The following is a 14565-nucleotide window of genomic DNA, read 5'->3' as shown; positions in this document are numbered from 1 at the left end:
CGACGTTCGCACTGGGCACCATGACCTTCGGTAACACCACCGGCCCGCCGAGGTCACCGAACGGATCGTCCTGGCGACCAAGGGCCGGTTCCCGACTGGCGGCGAACCCAACGCCGCCGGGCTCTCCCGCCGGCACCTGGACCGGGCGCTCGCCGCGTCGCTGGGCCGCCTCGGCGTCGTCCAGCCGCAGTCCGAAGGCGGAATCCTGCGCCCGGACCCGCCCATCCAGCGGCCGTTGACCGTTTGCACCCGGGCCCGGCCCGACCCCATCACCGCTGCCGACGTCGCCGCTGTCGCCGACGCGACGTCCGTCACCCCACCACATATCGTGGCTCGTCTCGGAGCCCTCTGAGCCACACGGTGAGTCGGGCGATCTTCTAGCTGGGTCACGTTGTCGCGCTCTGCCAGGTCCCCAAGAAGGTGGCGACCCTCTCCCGGATCGCCGGTGCGGCGCTGATCACGTGGCCGCCGGGGTGTTCGAGGATTTCGGGTGACTCGAACTGCCCGGCCAGTGACAGTGAATCGGCGGGACGGACAACCAGATCTGAAGTGCCGATGAGGTGGATCGACGGGATCCGGTATCCGGCTTTCGCCGCGTAGAGTTCCTGATGTGCCGGTGCCTCACTGAGAAAGCCGCCCGCCATGATCGCGAACTCGAAGGAGATCGGGGTCCGAGCGGACACTTTCCCGTCCGGCGCGCGGAGTCCCGCCAGCAAACCCGTGAGGGCAGCCCCTTGACTGAAACCGAACACACCGTCGAAGGGGCCCTTTTCTTCGAACAGCTCCACAATCCGGTCGCGGGTCAGGTCCCAATTTCGGAACGCACCGTGGCTGGACGGGAAGTTACCGTGCCACCAGCCAAAATCGCCATGCGCCTTGGCTGGTGCGTCCACCTCGACGAAATCCACGGCAGAGCGCAGATCGCCGAAGAGCGGCTCCATTTGCTGACGGAGGATATTCGCGCTGCCATGGTAGCCGTGCAGGCAGAGGATACGGAGTCTACGCACAGGATTCGGCCTCCTGCTCGGGAATTACCTCAACGGATTGCTCAAGCATGCCCACTGGGCAGTCCGGTGTCCAACAGGCAGGAATTCTCGACCCGATAAGTTTCCTGCATGACAGCGCGAATCACGGCAGTCAAGGCGGTCAAGGCGGTCTCCTGGTGGCCGCCGGCGGCCGTAGCGCTGGTTCACAGGTCGCTGTCCGCACGGCACGCGAGCTTGACGTCCACGCGATCGTCGCGCTGGCCTACCCGCCTGACGCGAATCACACGTTCGGCAGCAGGCGAGTCCGGGTGCAGACAATGAAAACTCTGACAAACGCAGTGGTGAACTGGTTCGAACGGCAAGAACCGTGGGTCTCAACGCGCTTTATCGGTGATCAGACTTGGTGGGAGACGGATCGCCCCAGGCGGCGAGGAACCCCACCGCTTCCTGAGACCGGGTATCCGCCGGCGCCGTCATGACGAAGATGGTCTGCCCGTCGTCGTGCGCTGAGCGCAGTAGCTGCCAGTCCAGGGTGAACGCACCGGCGAGTGGATGGCGCAGCGACTTGGTACCGAAGGTCTGGTGATCGACGTTGCGTTCGGCCCACCAGGCGCGGAAGTCCGGGTCGTGGACGGACAGGTCGCCGACCACCTCGGCCAGCCGCGGGTCGTCCGGTCGTGCCGCGACCGTCATGCGGAGGAAGGCCACGCAGGTTCGTGCGATGCCGCGCCAGTCGTCGTAGCGGCCGCGGACCTCGGGGTGGAGAAACAGCAGCCGCAGGTAGTTACGGTGGTGCTGCGGCACCTGGTCGAAGTCGAGGAACAACGCGGCCGCCAGCGGATTCCAGGCAAGCACGTCGAAGCACCGGCCGAGCACCATCGCCGGAGTGTTGACCAGGTTGTCGAGCAGCACCTGCGTCTGGGGCCATACATGCTCGACCGGCGCGGGGCGCCGCGTCACCTGCTTGTTTGTGAGCTTGTACAGGTAGTTTCGCTCGTCGTCGTCGAGGCGCAAGGCGTCGACCAGTGCATCCAGCACAGCTGCCGACGCCCCGGTCAGCCGCCCTTGCTCCAGCCGGGTGTAGTAGTCGGTGCTGATCATGGCGAGCTGCGCGACCTCCTCGCGCCGCAGACCGGGCACCCGCCGCCGCCCGCCGACCAGCGGCAGTCCCACCTGTTCGGGGGTCAGCTCCGCCCGCCGAGACCGCAGGAACGCGCCGAGTTCGCCACTGTCCTCGCCGGTAGCGCTCATAGTCACATCGTCGCATGTCGCCAGTGGCTTGCCAGGGACAAAACTATCCCAGGAAACAGTCGGCCCTGTCCGGGGTTCCTTTCCGGGCCGAGGCTGGGGGCAGCCCGAATCTCCCGCCTACCAGCAGAATGAGAGACAGTTCCATGCGCCAGGACATCACCTTCCTCAGTGACGGACGCAAACTCGCGGGTCACCTGTACCTACCCGACGACCGCGCCGCCGACCAGCGGCGACCGGCCGTGGTGGTGGTCGGCGCCTCTTCCGGAACGAAGGAGCAGACCCCGGCTGAGTACTCGCAGCGCCTAGTGAAGCTGGGTTACGTCGCGTTTGCCTTCGACCACTCCACCTATGGCGAGAGCGAGGGAACGCCCCGAAGCGACGAGAACCCGTTCGCCAAATCCGAGGACATCAAGAACGCGGTCACCTTCCTCACCAGCCGCGAGGAGGTCGACCGAAACCGGATCGCGGCACTGGGCGTATGCGGTGGCGGCGGCTTCGCGCCCTACACGGCCGTCGCGGACCGGCGGATCAAGGCGGTGGCCACCGTCAGCGGACTCCCCGACCTGCGCAGTACCCTCACCGACGGGTTCGCCGGTGACTGGCACGACCTCATGACTTACGCGCAGGGCGCTCGCGAAGCGTACGCCGCGGGAGGCGACGCGCAGTACGTGCCGTTCATGCCCCCGGGTGAGCAGAGTGACTGGGTGGAGAACGGCAAGCAGTACTACCTGACCGACCGCAACCCGGACCCGAACTGGAAGAACGAGACCTTGGTGTGGTCTTTCGACAAGATGCTGCAGTTCTCCGCGCTGGACATCATCCAGTTGCTGGCGCCCACCCCGCTGCTCCTGATCGCAGGTTCCCAAGCCGAAACCCTCGGGCAGAGCCAGGCGGCCTACGAGAAGGCCGATGAGCCCAAAGAGCTGCACCTCATCGACGGAGGCACCCACTTCGACTTCTACGACAAGCCGGAGTATGTCGGGCCCGCCGTCGCGAAGATCGACAGTTTCCTGCGGACGCACCTGTAACAAGGGCAAGGAGATCTTCATCGCCGCGAGCAGGCTGCCGGGCCTTCGGGCTGCTGGCCCGGCGCCGAGCCGTCGCCGGAGGTATGACGCCGACAGTCGACGTCCGGTCGGCAGGGCGGTTTGTCGTCGAGTTGCCCCCGCTGGTTGCAGCCGGAGGCCCTCAACGGAATCGACCGACGAGACACGTGGAACTTGCAAACAGGAGGGCAGGGGTTCGATCCCCCTTGCCGGCTCCAAAAAAGTGCCCCTGACCAGGGGATTTAACGCGAATCACGGTTGACTGAATTTTCAGCGAATCACACTTTGTCACGTACACCCGTACCGTTGCCTACGATGACTGGGCAACTACAGCCCTCTTGTCCCGTATGCCGGTTTCCGCTGGGCGCGGCCAGATATCGTCGCAGGGCTGCAACGGCTACCTGGCCCGGTCGGTCATGGACCGTCGTCGCCTTGGCCTGGAAGCCTTGTTCGCCAGACACGCTGAGTGACCAATTTGAGGGATGGCAGACGGCTTTAGTGAGCCGGCAGGTGAGATGGCGTTCCGGGAAGACCGGTTCGGCTTCAGCCCGGGCATCCCGCGCTCACGACCCGCCGCTCCCAGCCAATTCGCCGGTGGATCCAGACTCAGGCGGCGCGGCCTGAGAACGCGACAAGGCGGTCCAGCGCAGGGGCATCCCCGCTGATCGGGATCGCGGGGTCGAAGCCCGCGCGTTCGCGCAGCTCGGGTGTGACGATCTGCTCGGCGAGGCCGAGAACGTAGGTGGCGACCTCGTCGGACACGGCCACCTTCTGCTCGGTGGCTGACGCGAAGTCCCACGCGTGCACGAGGAACTCCACGGACAGGATGCTCGCGGCGATGGTCGCCGGCAGCTTCTGCGGTCCGGCCTGCACCGTGCCCTCGAGGCCTCGCTCCGTCCAGGTCTCGACCGCCTGCTGCGCGGCGTCGGCGATCCGCGACTCGAGGTCACCGGCGGACGCGGGCACGAGCGTGCGGCCGGCAAGGCTGCTCAGCGAGCTCAGCGAACCCAGCAGGTGCGCTTCGAGCTGACCGACCGTGAACTCGGTGCACGGCGTCGACGTGGCGAGGTCGTCCTCGCCGATGCCGCGCAGCACGTGCTGGAGCACGGCGAGCGTGGCGCTGGCAGACGTGAGCGGGTTGAGGTCCGCCGGGGCGGCGGCCCACTCGTCGGGACCCGCATCGCCGGTGATGGCGGCGCGCTCGAGCCGCTCGAAGAAGTGGGTCCAGCCCTCGAGGGTGTCCTGGACGTGGTCCTCGGGAAGGCCCTCGTGGACCAGGCGCACGAGGGTGCCGCCTTCGGCGGGCTCGATCGTGATCGTCACGGTGTCCGTGCGGGGCTCGGCCGACTGCTCCCAGCCGACGCCGAGCACGATTCGGCGGCCGGGGTCGACCTCGATGACGGTGCCGGCTAGGACGGCCATGGGGGTGAGGGTCCAGCGGAACTCCCCGCCCGCACGCAGGTCGACTCGGGCGGAGACGGCGAGCCAGCGTCGCAGGCGGTCGGGCTGGGTGATGAGCGCGAAGGCCTCGTCGGCAGAGACGGGCAGCAGTGCGGACTTCTCGATGGTCATGAGCGGGGCTCCTCGGGTTGCGTGGTGGCCCTCTTGGTGGCGTCGTCCACCAAGAGGTCGAGCTCGGTGCTCCAGAAGCGGTCGATCTCGGCGCGCAGCTGGGTGATGCCGGCGGGTACGACGCTGTAGAAGCGTTGCCGACCGTCCTTGCGGGCGGTCACGAGACCGGCGTCGGCCAGCACCGCAAGGTGCTGGGAGATCGCCGGCCGGGTCACCGTGAACTGCTCGGCCAGATCGCTGACCGTCCGCGGACCTGTCGCCAGCAGCTGCAGCAGGCGTCGCCGGGTCGGCTCGGCTGCTGCGGAGAGGGCGTCGGCCACTCGAAATACGTTAGTACAGACTTACGCATTGGGCAATGGGACGCCGCCATCCCTCGTCGCGAGCACCTGGAACCACGCGACGTCGTTCGGGTCGTCCACATCGACATACGCGACCGCCTCGGCACCGGCCAGCACCGGGATGCGCGTGGCGAGCCAAGCCGGGCACCCGAGTGGTGACCGCGTCTAACTGCTGGATGTGGCCGAAGGTGAACGTGCGCAGGAACGTCCCGAACGTTGAAGGAGCCCGGACCCCGCCGAACAACCGGTCCATCTCGCCGTGCCGCAGCACGTCCATGCCGCCGATCAGCGCGGTGACCTTCGCGGGTGCGTTCGCGGTCCCCGGCCCGCTCGGCCAGCGTGAGCACCGGGACCAACCCCGCGCACGACACCAAGTTCGGGTCATCGAAGACCGCCGTGAACTCGGGAGAGATTCGCACCCGCGAGATGTCCTTACGCGTAGGCGACCAGGAACCTTCAGCAAGTCCCATTCTCCTTGCGCTGCAGGGCATCTCGCGCTCATGACCCCGCCGATCACGGCAACTTCAGCAGTGGATCCAGGCTCAGTCAAGACCGATTTTTGATCGTTTGCGGGGCCACCGGAACCTGGGACAGAGGGGCCAGCAGTACCCGCCACCCCGGGCAACCCACCCTCAACTTCCATACCATCACCCCACGCGCAGCATGATCAACTTAAGCTCCGTGGCATTGGGACTCGGCTTCGGTGCGTGAGCGGGTGGGGGTTAGACCGCACCAGGTGGCCTGGGTGCAATGTCGGTCGCATGACCGGCGTTGGCCAGCTCGGCGGCGGCCGCCAGCTCCGCGAGTGCGGCGCGGGGATCGTCGCCGGACATTGCGGCGCGACGCGCGGCGGCTACGGCCAGGCCGGCGCGGTCGAGCAAGGCCAGTAGCTCGTCATGGCCGGGTTCGGTGACTCGTTTCGTGACGGCCTCGCGGTGAGCGTGGTCACGAAATCTGTCACGAAATTAGCCGTCACAAATCGTCCGTGAGCCCATCTAGCCGTCACATCGCTTGTGACGGCTAGAAATGCGTCTTGACCTAGGCGAAGAGTGCTTGTGACGGCTGTGACGGTGCGTCGGAACCCGTCACAAGGAACCTCAGATGGCCATTGTAAGGGCAGATTCGAGACGTTGGCGGGCAGCCGCCACAGAGAATCGGCCGGCCGGCGCTCGGCGTCGATTGCCACGCGACTGCGGGCGACACGCTGCGCGGTGACGAGTTCGGCCGCCGCGTTGGCGACCCTCTGGAGTGCGGATAGGTGCTCGGTCAGCCGGTCCAGCCCGAGCACGGTGAGGCGGAGTGCCCTCCGGCGTCCTTTGGCTCGGATCTCCACCCGCTGCGTTCGGCAGCTCGACGTGCGGGGCGAACCGTCGCTGGTCGAGGCGCAGGGCGGCTTGGACGGCGACATCTTCGCACCATCGTGTTTCTGCCAACAGGCACGCCACGAACAAGCGGACCTGCAGTAGCAGCAGCGGATCAAGCTCCCGCTGGAAGGTAGGGCCGACAGAGTGCCGGTCCGGCGTCATCGTTCGCCCGCTGGTAGTTGGGCGTCGTCCGGGCCGGGCGAATGGCGGAGGCAGCTCACGCACGGCATACCGGTGGGGCGGTCCGGCAATTCGAGTACGCCTGGACCGAACATCTCGCCGCAGTACACGGTCATCCGGTCCGGTGGCGCGTGGTCCGGCCGGACCGGGAAGAGGTGCGCGACGCGACGGGTTTCGCCGACTGTTCCGGGGAGCGGGCGCGCGATGATCAGTCGAACGGTCATCGTGCGGCTCGCTCGGCATGGTGGTCGGCGGGAACGGGCGCGGTCGGTGCGCTGCCCGCTCCCGCCGACGTCGTGGTCCGGCCGTCCTGCGCTTGTCGAGGCGGGCGCGGCGACGGGACGGCTGGAGGCTGAAGGTGATCGAACTCGGTGAGGTAAGCGAGGCGGTTGACCGGTGCCCGCCCAGCGCCGCGCTCGAGCCTCGTGGGGAACGTCTCGTACAACAGCTTGGCGCCGGTGCCGGCGGCGATACCCGACGCTTGCGCCAGCAACGCGGCCCGGCCTGCCCGTCCGCCGACCGAGAAGCCGGCGGGCTCGCCCGATGGCAACGCGGTGGCGATCTCGGCGATGGCCGCGTCGGAGGGTGCCGCGGGTCGTGCCGGAGCGGGGAGCCGGCCGGTCACGCCGCCCTCCGACCACGACACGTCGGCGGGCAGTACGAGCGTGGCCACTTGGCCTGGTGGGCTGGTGGCGGCGGAGACGGCGTCGGCCACGTCGGCGCCGACCTTGTCGGGACTGGCCGACCAGTGGATGAAGGTCGACACGTTACGGGCCACGGTCTCGATATCGGACTCGAGCTGGGCGTCGTACTGCTTGTGGTGGGTGGCGTGGCCGCCCTCGAAGAGCGCGAGCACGCTGCGCATCTCGGGCGCGGCATCGAAGGCGGCGACGCGGTGCATCCCTGATGTGCCCGGGTTCATGAAGCACGTGTCGACGCCATAGTTGACGAGTGTGCGGATCAGGGCATGGCCACCGTTCATGGGTCAGACATCCCAAGGTGCGGTGAGGTTCCAGGCGGTTGGCATCCATCGACCGTAGTGCATGCTACTGTTGCGTGCTAGTTACTTGCATAAATAAGTTCATGGCATAGAGCGTCGACTTCAGTTTCGCGTTGAAGGAGACAGTTGTGGACGATCACGAGCGAGCCCGGATCCAGCTGCTCGACATTGATTGCCGCCGGATGAACCGGATGCCCGGGCGCAAGCATCCCGTGCTCGCCCTCCGGTTCGTGCTGGCTGGTCGTTTCATCGTTGACGGCTTCTGGCTTCCCGTGGGGAGTTTTCTCGGTCGGTTGATGGGATTGCGGGTATGCCTGTCGGAGGTCACTTTGGGGCCTGCGTCTCGCTTGCCGAATAATGCGAGTAACTCGTTACTGCAAGTAGATCGCGAAAATATGTTCACTTGCATGACAGTCGAACCGTTCGATCGCAAGGAAATCGAGCAGCTCCTCAGCGAGACCTGCGCGTCCGTTGATCATGGTGAGGCCGATCAGGTGCCGAAGCTGTGCGCGGAAGGGTTCGTGCTGCACGCGCCGGGGAGGGACCTCGACCTGGCGCAGTTCGCGCAGGCGATGACCGTTCGCGCCGCGGCGCGGTATGAGACGCGGCATCAATGGAGCAACCTGCGGGTCCTCGACGTCGATGGCGATGCCGCCGACGTCGCGTACGTGGTGTGCATCCATCGCCGCGACGGGGGCGCGGACGTCACCACGCACTCGATCGGCGACTTCGCCGACCGCTGGGCACGGACGCCGGATGGCTGGCGCCTCGCGTCCCGCGCGGTCATACCCGTCCTCGACGCGCCGCAGGCCTAGCGCCGTGCAGCTCTTCCGGACAACTTTGGGGGCGGCCCGCCGCGAGGGCGACGAGCTGGTCGTCCTTGACGGGACGGCCGACGTCGTCGAGTGGGCCATGTCCGACGACGCCTCCAGCGCGGTGGACCCGAACACCGCCCGGATCACCGCGATCCTGCCCGCCGTCCTCGACGTCTGTACCGACGACCGCCACACAGTCGTGCGGTACCTCGTCACCACCTTCGGCAGTACGCCTCGGTGACAGCGCGGGCGGTCGACCGGGAGCGGACGCGTCGCATGACGGGTAGCAGGGCTCGGTATACGAACATGGCCGGTGCGAGAGGGTCTCGCAGTTCGAAAGTCGTTGTGATCGTCACTTCGGTGTCGGCGCCAAGGAACTGGAAGGTGATGTGATCGCGTGCGGACATGCGAGGGCCGTCGATCCGGTAGGTGAGGGTGCGGCCCGGGTCGCACCCCTCGACAGCGAGCGTCAACGGGATCTTCGGCCATGGTCCCAACGGCGCGAACACCATGGAGAACGATGAGCCGTCCCATCCTTGGGGCGGGGTTGGCTGGATGCTGCGCACCGATGGGTCGTAGTCGGGCACGTGGCGTAGGTCGGCGAAGTACTCGTAGGCCGCCTCGACGGGCGCGGTGACCCTGAAGCGCATCTCGCTTGTCTGGTGCATTTCCCGCCTCCAGATGATGCAAGTTATGTGTGCTGTGGGGAAGCAGAAAGACCGCGGTCTGGTCAGAAGCCTGGTTCGAGCTCGACGCCGAAGGAGTTAAGGGCGAAGGCGACCATGTGGTACTGGCCGACGAGGATCGGGACTTCGATCAGCTGCTTTTCGTTGTAGCGAGCGGCGAGCGCGGCCCATGTCGTGTCGCTGATGTGGCTGTTGTGGTGGAGCTCGTCGGCCGCGGTCAGGAGGACGGCGTCGTCGTTGCTCCAGCTGTCGTCGGCGGGGCCGTTGCGGACGCGCTTGATCTCCTCGTCGGTGAGGCCTGCCTGTTTGCCGATCACGACGTGGTGGGCCCATTCGTAGTCCGCATGGCAAGTTGACGCGGTGCGCAGGATGAGCAGTTCGCGATCACGATGGGGGAGGAGTGAACCGTAGAGGAGCCCGCCGGACAGTGGCATCCACTGACGGAGCAGCTGAGGGTGGCGCAGGAACGTGGTGATGACGTTGCTGGCCCCGGTCGTATCACGGCTGATCGTGTCGAGGAGGTCGGAGTGCTCCGTCTCGAGCTGGTCGGCAGGCAAGGGTGGGATGCGCGGTTCGGACATGACTGAGAGGGTACGAGCAACTAGATGTTGCAAGCAACTCGCGTAATCCGGTAACTTGCATGTATTGGGTATAGTTGCCCGATGCATGAAAGGCCATCCACCTGAGGAGTCCTCATGGCTAGGACCTTGCCGACCACGCCGGTTTCGCCCTACAAGCTGTCCCACGCGGTGCTGCGCACCGCTCACCTGGACGAGACAATCCGCCACTACCAGGTGCTGCTCAACGCTCGCGTGGTCTTCGATCAGCGTCCCAACGGGGCCGGGCTCACCTATGACGAGGAGCATCACCGCATCGCGCTCGTCGCCGTGCCTGCCGCCCCGGCCGACCACGGCACGGGCGAGAACATCCACCTCGCCGACGACGCAGGTACCGTCGGGCTGGAATTTTCTTCGGCCCCAGGTCTCGAGCACCTCGCGTTCACCTTCGAGTCGCTGGGTGCGCTCCTTGGCATGTACGTGCGGGCCAAGGCTGCGGGCTTCAAGCCGGTGTACTGCATCAACCACGGCCCCACGGTCAGCATCTACTACGCGGATCCTGACGGCCACAAGAACGAGATGATGATCGACACGATGCCGATGGAGCTGGCCGACGAATGTCTCCACACTCCGGAGTTCGCCGCCAATCCCATTGGCTGGCCCTTCGACCCAGACAAGCTGGTGGCCGGCTACGAGGCTGACGTACCGCTCGCCGAGCTGATGAACATCGGCCGCGAGCGCGCTCCCGCGATCTAGTCGACAGTGACTGGAGTCTGCAAGGGACTAACATTTGCTCGTCCCAGAGAGTCAGGAGTCCGCAGTGTCCGAGAATACCGACATCCGCCCGGTGCCGGGTCGGCGTGAGCGAAAGCGCCTTGAGACGCGAAATGCCTTGGCGGCAGTCGCGCTCGAGCTCTTTGCTGAACGGGGTTTTGACGCTGTCACCGTGAACGACATCGCGGATCGCGCCGATGTCGACCCCTCGACCTTCTTCCGCCACTTCGGCTCGAAGGAGGCGGTGATCTTCTCGGACCTCGGCGACTGGGCCGGCCGGTTGGGCGACGCCGTCCGCGCCCAGCCGACCGGGCTGCCGCTGCTTGAGGCGATGCGGGTGGGGATCAAGGACCTTGCCGCGATGCTGATAGTCGACATCGACAACGAGCGCCACCGCGTCGAGCTCGTCGAGTCGTCTCCCAGTGTCCGGGCGCACGGATTCGCCGTTCGCGAGGCGCTGATCGACGATGTGGCGCTGGCCATCGCCGAACGCATGGCCGTTGACCCCGTCAGCGACAGCCGCCCGTACCTGCTCGCCGCATCCTTGATCCTGGCCGCCAACCGGTACCGCAGCCAGGTAGTGCAGACCGGCGACGTGCCCAGCACCGCCGACGAGGCAGTGGATCGCATCATCGACTTCGTCCGGGGTTTTGTCGCCGTGATCGCCGAACAAGATGCGAGAAACTAGGTGTTGCAAGGGTGCTAGCGTAATCGTCTAGCTTGTCCGTGCCGGACAGTGTTGCCCGACGCCGTCAGGGCTCCGGGCCGACACCGGTCGCTGCTGATTGCGCTGGCGATTGCCGTCGTCGCCACACCCTGAATCGTGACCGTGCGAGGACGCCGGCTCGCGCTGTTGCCATTCGGCGTAAGTGTGCGTAGTGGTCGGGAGCACGCGCCTGCGATGCCGGTGAAGTCCGCTGCTATTTCAAAGTCTCCTTCAGCTTGCCGGCAATAGACCTGAGCGCGGCAAAGGCCAGCTCTGACGATTCGGGTCCGACGGCAAGCATGACAACTCCAGGCTGATGTCACGGCACCTGGACAGTCCTTTGTAGACATTGAAAAGGCGCCGGGCCCGGTGCCCACCTGCCGTGTTCGCGATGATGATTTCCAGCTTGGCTATGGTGCAGGCGCTTTTCTCGGCCTACGGGGCAGGTTGTGGTTGGCGGGCGGCCTCGCGGTCCGGTGTCAGCCCGACCTCGTTGAGGTAGGCCGGGAGTAGGTCGGCATGGGCGGCTGGGAGGAGGGCGGCGAGGTAGCCGTCGGGACGGATCAACACCTGGTCCCCGGGGGTCAGCCCGTAGGTCTGTTGTAGATGGTTGTTGTTGTCGATCAGGTCGCCGTCCGGACCGACGGTGTGGATGTGCAGGCCGGTGCGTGCGGTGATGTCCGGGTGGACCTGGTAGCCGAGCAACGTCCAGTGCGGCCCGCGCAGGAGGGTGAACAGCCGGGTCGGTTGACCGGCCGCGCCCAGCAGTGGGGCGTCGGGGGCGCGGTCGCCGGGCCGGCGGCCGCCGGTGACGCTGCCTGCGGCGTTCAGCGATTCCGGCGGGTTCAGGGACAGGGTTGAATCCCGGTAGGCGAGGTCCAGTTGGTGCACCTCCCGTCCGCGTTGCGGCACGCCTGCGGCCGGTGCCAGTAGCAGCCTGATGGCCATCGTGATCATCTCGGCCGCGATGGGGCGCCGCTCCTGCTCATAGGTGTCCAGCAGACGGTCGGGCGCCCCGGCGAGCACGGCTGTGAGTTTCCAGCCCAGGTTGTAGGCATCCTGGATGCTGGTGTTCAGTCCCTGCCCGCCGGTGGGTGGATGGACGTGGGCGGCGTCTCCGGCCAGCAGCACGCGGCCGACCCGGTAACGGTCGGCCACCCGGGCACTCATGGAGTAGACCGACGCCCAGGACACCGACGTGACCGTGATCCCGGTCCGGCCGGAGGCTGCCGTGAGCAACGCGGTCAGTCCGGCCGGGGAGGGATCGACCTCGGTGTCGGGCTTGAGCATGCCCTGGATCTGGAACAGATCGGTGCCCGGCAGCGGACATACTCCGATGCCGTTGGGCCAGCGATGCCAGGCATCGCGGCCGAGGCCGTCGAGCCGGACATCGGCCACCACGGCGCGCACGCCCAGCGCCTCGCCGGGAAAGCCGATGTCCAGGGCGTGCCGCACCGCGCTCGATCCGCCGTCGGCACCGACCAGGTACGCCGCGCTGACATTGATGATCCCGTCGGGACCGTTGATGGTCGCCGTGATAGCCGACGAGCTCTGGCCGAAGTCCACCAGTTCGTGCTCGTAGCGCGGATGGTGGCCGAGTTCGGCCAACCGCTCGCGCAGTACGGCTTCGGTGCGGAACTGTGCGACCACAAGGGGGAAAGGGTAGGGCTCGGCGGGATTGGCGGCGATCGGCTCCCGCGTGGCCTCGTCGAAGCTGTCGTCCTCGCGGTAGGTGCGGAGAGTCGGCGGGAGGCCACCCGCAGCCATGATCCGGTCCAGCACGCCGAGATCCTCGAAGATCTCGTGGGTACGCGGCTGGATGCCTTTGCCCCGCGAACCTTGAAAAGGCCCGGCGGCTTTGTCGATCAGCAGGAACGCCACCTTGCGACGGGCCAGTTCGATGGACAGGCTCAGCCCGGCAGGTCCCGCGCCGCAGATCAGCACGTCGGTCCTGGCCTGAATCTCATTCACAATCGACTCCTTGGTCTGCGTGTATGCACTTGCTTCAGGAGGAGGTGCGCGCGCCGGTCAGCTGCGCGGAGCGCTCCCACAGCTGCCGGGCCAGGTGCGGGTCGGTGGCTTGCTTGTATTTGGGCTCTTCGGGCGTGAAGCGGTGGAAGTACTGGCCGTTGACCGTGTCGGTGTCCACGGTCGTGGCCAGGTAGACGAGTGGCTCTGCGCCCTGTGCGGGGGTTGAGTTCAGCGCCTTGGCCAGTCGCGATCCGAAGAGCAGGTGATACAGACCGCCTCCCCGGCCGATATCGGTGGCGATCCTGCCTGGGTGGAAGGCGGCTGTGGTTACGCCGGTGCCCTGCGTCCGCCGGGCGAGTTCCCGGGTGGACAGGACGTTGGCGAGCTTGGATGTGCCGTAGGCGCCCGCGCCGCTATAGCGGCCGCGAGTGCGGTCGAGGTCGTCGAGGTCGAGGCGCCCCCGGCGGTAGGCCATGCTGGCCGTGTTGATCACCCGTGCGCCTTCGGGAGCCGTGGTGAGCCTGTCCAGCAGCAGGTTCGTCAGCAGGAACGGTGCGAGGTGATTGACCTGGAAGGTCATCTCATGACCGTCCGCGCTCGTGGTCCGGTCGGAGAAGACGCCGCCGGCGTTGTTGGCCAGGACGTCGATGCGGGGGTAGCTGGCCAGTAGCTCGTCGGCAAGACGGCGGACGTCGTCCAGGTGGCTGTAGTCCACCAGGTGTGCCTCGGCTCCGATCGCCTCCGCGACGGCGGCCGTTTTCTGCGCGGACCGGCCCACCACGGCCACCGAGGCGCCCAGGTCGGCGAGCTGGCGGGCGGCGGCGGCTCCGATCCCGGCACTCGCCCCCGTCACCACCACAGTCCTGCCCCGCATGTCCTGCGTTGCTTGATCACTCATGACACATGTTCTCTTTCCTGAGGTGAGCCGGACCGGTGCGGTCAGCGGCCGGCCGGATTGGTCGTCGAAGTCGTATTCCTGTGGGATCTCGCGGCCTGACCCCGGACTCGGGCGGATTCGCCCGGCACGCGCCTTCCGGTCCGTCAGGGCCAGTCGTCTCAGGCAGACCGATCGGACACTGCTGGCCGGTGTATCGGCTGGCGGACGATCACCGACCTGAATCCCGACGGGCCCCTCGGCTCGGCCGTGCGTCATCGCCTCGGGACCCCCGTGCCTCAAACCAGTGCGGGTGCCGGGGTCCACAGTTCGTCGATGGCGCGTTCGGCCTCGGCGAGACTCTGCTCGGCCAGCGGGATCAGTTCTGCCATGGCGGGGTTGGTGTGGGCGAGGGTGAGCTGGGCGGTGATGAAGCGCAGTTCCA

At 66.8% G+C, this 14565-nt stretch carries 16 protein-coding genes and 2 pseudogenes; 6 read left to right on the top strand and 12 right to left on the bottom strand.

What is annotated here, in order from left to right:
* Positions 1 to 386: 386 nt before the first annotated feature.
* The gene (locus JWQ81_RS23175) at positions 387 to 1007 is read right to left on the bottom strand and encodes a hypothetical protein (RefSeq protein ID WP_297544599.1); all 621 of its coding nucleotides are present in this window, start codon (positions 1005 to 1007) and stop codon (positions 387 to 389) included.
* Positions 1008 to 1370: 363 nt separating this feature from the next.
* Positions 1371 to 2237 (bottom strand): helix-turn-helix transcriptional regulator, encoded by an 867-nt coding sequence (locus JWQ81_RS23170; RefSeq protein ID WP_297544598.1) that lies wholly within the window; start codon positions 2235 to 2237, stop codon positions 1371 to 1373.
* Between the two features lie 143 nt (positions 2238 to 2380).
* Between JWQ81_RS23170 and JWQ81_RS23165 the strand changes: the two genes are divergently transcribed.
* A complete protein-coding gene (locus tag JWQ81_RS23165; protein WP_297544597.1) occupies positions 2381 to 3265 on the top strand; it encodes an alpha/beta hydrolase in 885 nt (294 codons plus the stop codon).
* A gap of 624 nt (positions 3266 to 3889) precedes the next feature.
* Here JWQ81_RS23165 and JWQ81_RS23160 read toward each other — a convergent pair.
* From JWQ81_RS23160 to JWQ81_RS23150, 3 genes and pseudogenes are all read right to left on the bottom strand, one after another.
* Positions 3890 to 4855 (bottom strand): TIGR03086 family metal-binding protein, encoded by a 966-nt coding sequence (locus tag JWQ81_RS23160; protein ID WP_297544596.1) that lies wholly within the window; start codon positions 4853 to 4855, stop codon positions 3890 to 3892.
* A complete protein-coding gene (locus JWQ81_RS23155; protein ID WP_297544595.1) occupies positions 4852 to 5175 on the bottom strand; it encodes a metalloregulator ArsR/SmtB family transcription factor in 324 nt (107 codons plus the stop codon). The genes JWQ81_RS23160 and JWQ81_RS23155 overlap by 4 nt, the downstream gene beginning before the upstream one ends.
* A 166-nt stretch (positions 5176 to 5341) precedes the next feature.
* Positions 5342 to 5612, bottom strand: a pseudogene (locus JWQ81_RS23150) (IS1380 family transposase); the annotation flags it as partial.
* Between the two features lie 342 nt (positions 5613 to 5954).
* Here JWQ81_RS23150 and JWQ81_RS23145 point away from each other — a divergent pair.
* Entirely contained in the window at positions 5955 to 6083 is a 129-nt protein-coding gene (locus JWQ81_RS23145) for a hypothetical protein (protein ID WP_297544594.1), read from the top strand.
* Positions 6084 to 6715: 632 nt separating this feature from the next.
* On the opposite strand, the gene JWQ81_RS23140 is transcribed toward JWQ81_RS23145, so the two are convergent.
* Together JWQ81_RS23140 and JWQ81_RS23135 are read right to left on the bottom strand one after the other, a co-directional pair.
* Positions 6716 to 6961, bottom strand: a complete 246-nt coding sequence (locus JWQ81_RS23140) for a hypothetical protein (protein ID WP_297544593.1) — start codon at positions 6959 to 6961, stop codon at positions 6716 to 6718.
* Positions 6958 to 7719, bottom strand: coding sequence for a thiamine pyrophosphate-binding protein (locus tag JWQ81_RS23135; protein ID WP_297544592.1), 762 nt, complete (start codon positions 7717 to 7719; stop codon positions 6958 to 6960). Before JWQ81_RS23135 ends, JWQ81_RS23140 begins: the two co-directional genes overlap by 4 nt.
* A gap of 146 nt (positions 7720 to 7865) precedes the next feature.
* Here JWQ81_RS23135 and JWQ81_RS23130 point away from each other — a divergent pair, with 146 nt between their 5' ends.
* Together JWQ81_RS23130 and JWQ81_RS23125 are read left to right on the top strand one after the other, a co-directional pair.
* Positions 7866 to 8552, top strand: coding sequence for a nuclear transport factor 2 family protein (locus JWQ81_RS23130; RefSeq protein WP_297544591.1), 687 nt, complete (start codon positions 7866 to 7868; stop codon positions 8550 to 8552).
* Positions 8553 to 8556: 4 nt separating this feature from the next.
* Positions 8557 to 8793: a hypothetical protein gene (locus JWQ81_RS23125; RefSeq protein ID WP_297544590.1), complete on the top strand. Its 237-nt coding sequence runs from the start codon at positions 8557 to 8559 to the stop codon at positions 8791 to 8793.
* Here JWQ81_RS23125 and JWQ81_RS23120 read toward each other — a convergent pair.
* Together JWQ81_RS23120 and JWQ81_RS23115 are read right to left on the bottom strand one after the other, a co-directional pair.
* The gene (locus JWQ81_RS23120) at positions 8765 to 9220 is read right to left on the bottom strand and encodes an SRPBCC family protein (protein WP_297544589.1); all 456 of its coding nucleotides are present in this window, start codon (positions 9218 to 9220) and stop codon (positions 8765 to 8767) included. The two genes, JWQ81_RS23125 and JWQ81_RS23120, sit on opposite strands and share 29 nt — an antisense overlap.
* A gap of 62 nt (positions 9221 to 9282) precedes the next feature.
* Positions 9283 to 9819, bottom strand: a complete 537-nt coding sequence (locus JWQ81_RS23115; RefSeq protein WP_297544588.1) for a carboxymuconolactone decarboxylase family protein — start codon at positions 9817 to 9819, stop codon at positions 9283 to 9285.
* A gap of 114 nt (positions 9820 to 9933) precedes the next feature.
* Here JWQ81_RS23115 and JWQ81_RS23110 point away from each other — a divergent pair, with 114 nt between their 5' ends.
* Both JWQ81_RS23110 and JWQ81_RS23105 read left to right on the top strand, forming a co-directional pair.
* A complete protein-coding gene (locus tag JWQ81_RS23110; RefSeq protein WP_297544587.1) occupies positions 9934 to 10551 on the top strand; it encodes a VOC family protein in 618 nt (205 codons plus the stop codon).
* 64 nt (positions 10552 to 10615) lie between these two features.
* Positions 10616 to 11257: a TetR family transcriptional regulator gene (locus tag JWQ81_RS23105; RefSeq protein ID WP_297544586.1), complete on the top strand. Its 642-nt coding sequence runs from the start codon at positions 10616 to 10618 to the stop codon at positions 11255 to 11257.
* A 453-nt stretch (positions 11258 to 11710) separates the two neighbouring features.
* Here the strand turns inward: JWQ81_RS23105 and JWQ81_RS23100 are convergent, their stop codons facing one another.
* From JWQ81_RS23100 to JWQ81_RS23090, 3 genes and pseudogenes are all read right to left on the bottom strand, one after another.
* Complete coding sequence (locus tag JWQ81_RS23100; protein WP_297544585.1) at positions 11711 to 13246, bottom strand: FAD-dependent oxidoreductase; 1536 nt, start codon at positions 13244 to 13246, stop codon at positions 11711 to 11713.
* 34 nt (positions 13247 to 13280) lie between these two features.
* Positions 13281 to 14144 (bottom strand): SDR family NAD(P)-dependent oxidoreductase, encoded by an 864-nt coding sequence (locus JWQ81_RS23095; protein ID WP_297544584.1) that lies wholly within the window; start codon positions 14142 to 14144, stop codon positions 13281 to 13283.
* A gap of 275 nt (positions 14145 to 14419) precedes the next feature.
* Positions 14420 to 14565 (bottom strand): annotated as a pseudogene (locus JWQ81_RS23090) (FMN-dependent NADH-azoreductase); the annotation flags it as partial.

The organism is Amycolatopsis sp. (assembly GCF_025464955.1).
Lineage (GTDB): Bacteria > Actinomycetota > Actinomycetes > Mycobacteriales > Pseudonocardiaceae > Amycolatopsis.
This window is presented reverse-complemented; position numbering and strand designations above follow the sequence as displayed.

Bases quoted from the DNA above. Each gene is read 5' to 3' on its own strand.
- JWQ81_RS23170 (WP_297544598.1), bottom strand. From the start codon at position 2,237: ATGAGCGCTACCGGCGAGGACAGTGGCGAACTCGGCGCGTTCCTGCGG.
- JWQ81_RS23165 (WP_297544597.1), top strand. From the start codon at position 2,381: ATGCGCCAGGACATCACCTTCCTCAGTGACGGACGCAAACTCGCGGGT.
- JWQ81_RS23160 (WP_297544596.1), bottom strand. From the start codon at position 4,855: ATGACCATCGAGAAGTCCGCACTGCTGCCCGTCTCTGCCGACGAGGCC.
- JWQ81_RS23145 (WP_297544594.1), top strand. From the start codon at position 5,955: ATGACCGGCGTTGGCCAGCTCGGCGGCGGCCGCCAGCTCCGCGAGTGC.
- JWQ81_RS23140 (WP_297544593.1), bottom strand. From the start codon at position 6,961: ATGACCGTTCGACTGATCATCGCGCGCCCGCTCCCCGGAACAGTCGGC.
- JWQ81_RS23135 (WP_297544592.1), bottom strand. From the start codon at position 7,719: ATGAACGGTGGCCATGCCCTGATCCGCACACTCGTCAACTATGGCGTC.
- JWQ81_RS23120 (WP_297544589.1), bottom strand. From the start codon at position 9,220: ATGCACCAGACAAGCGAGATGCGCTTCAGGGTCACCGCGCCCGTCGAG.
- JWQ81_RS23115 (WP_297544588.1), bottom strand. From the start codon at position 9,819: ATGTCCGAACCGCGCATCCCACCCTTGCCTGCCGACCAGCTCGAGACG.
- JWQ81_RS23110 (WP_297544587.1), top strand. From the start codon at position 9,934: ATGGCTAGGACCTTGCCGACCACGCCGGTTTCGCCCTACAAGCTGTCC.
- JWQ81_RS23095 (WP_297544584.1), bottom strand. From the start codon at position 14,144: ATGAGTGATCAAGCAACGCAGGACATGCGGGGCAGGACTGTGGTGGTG.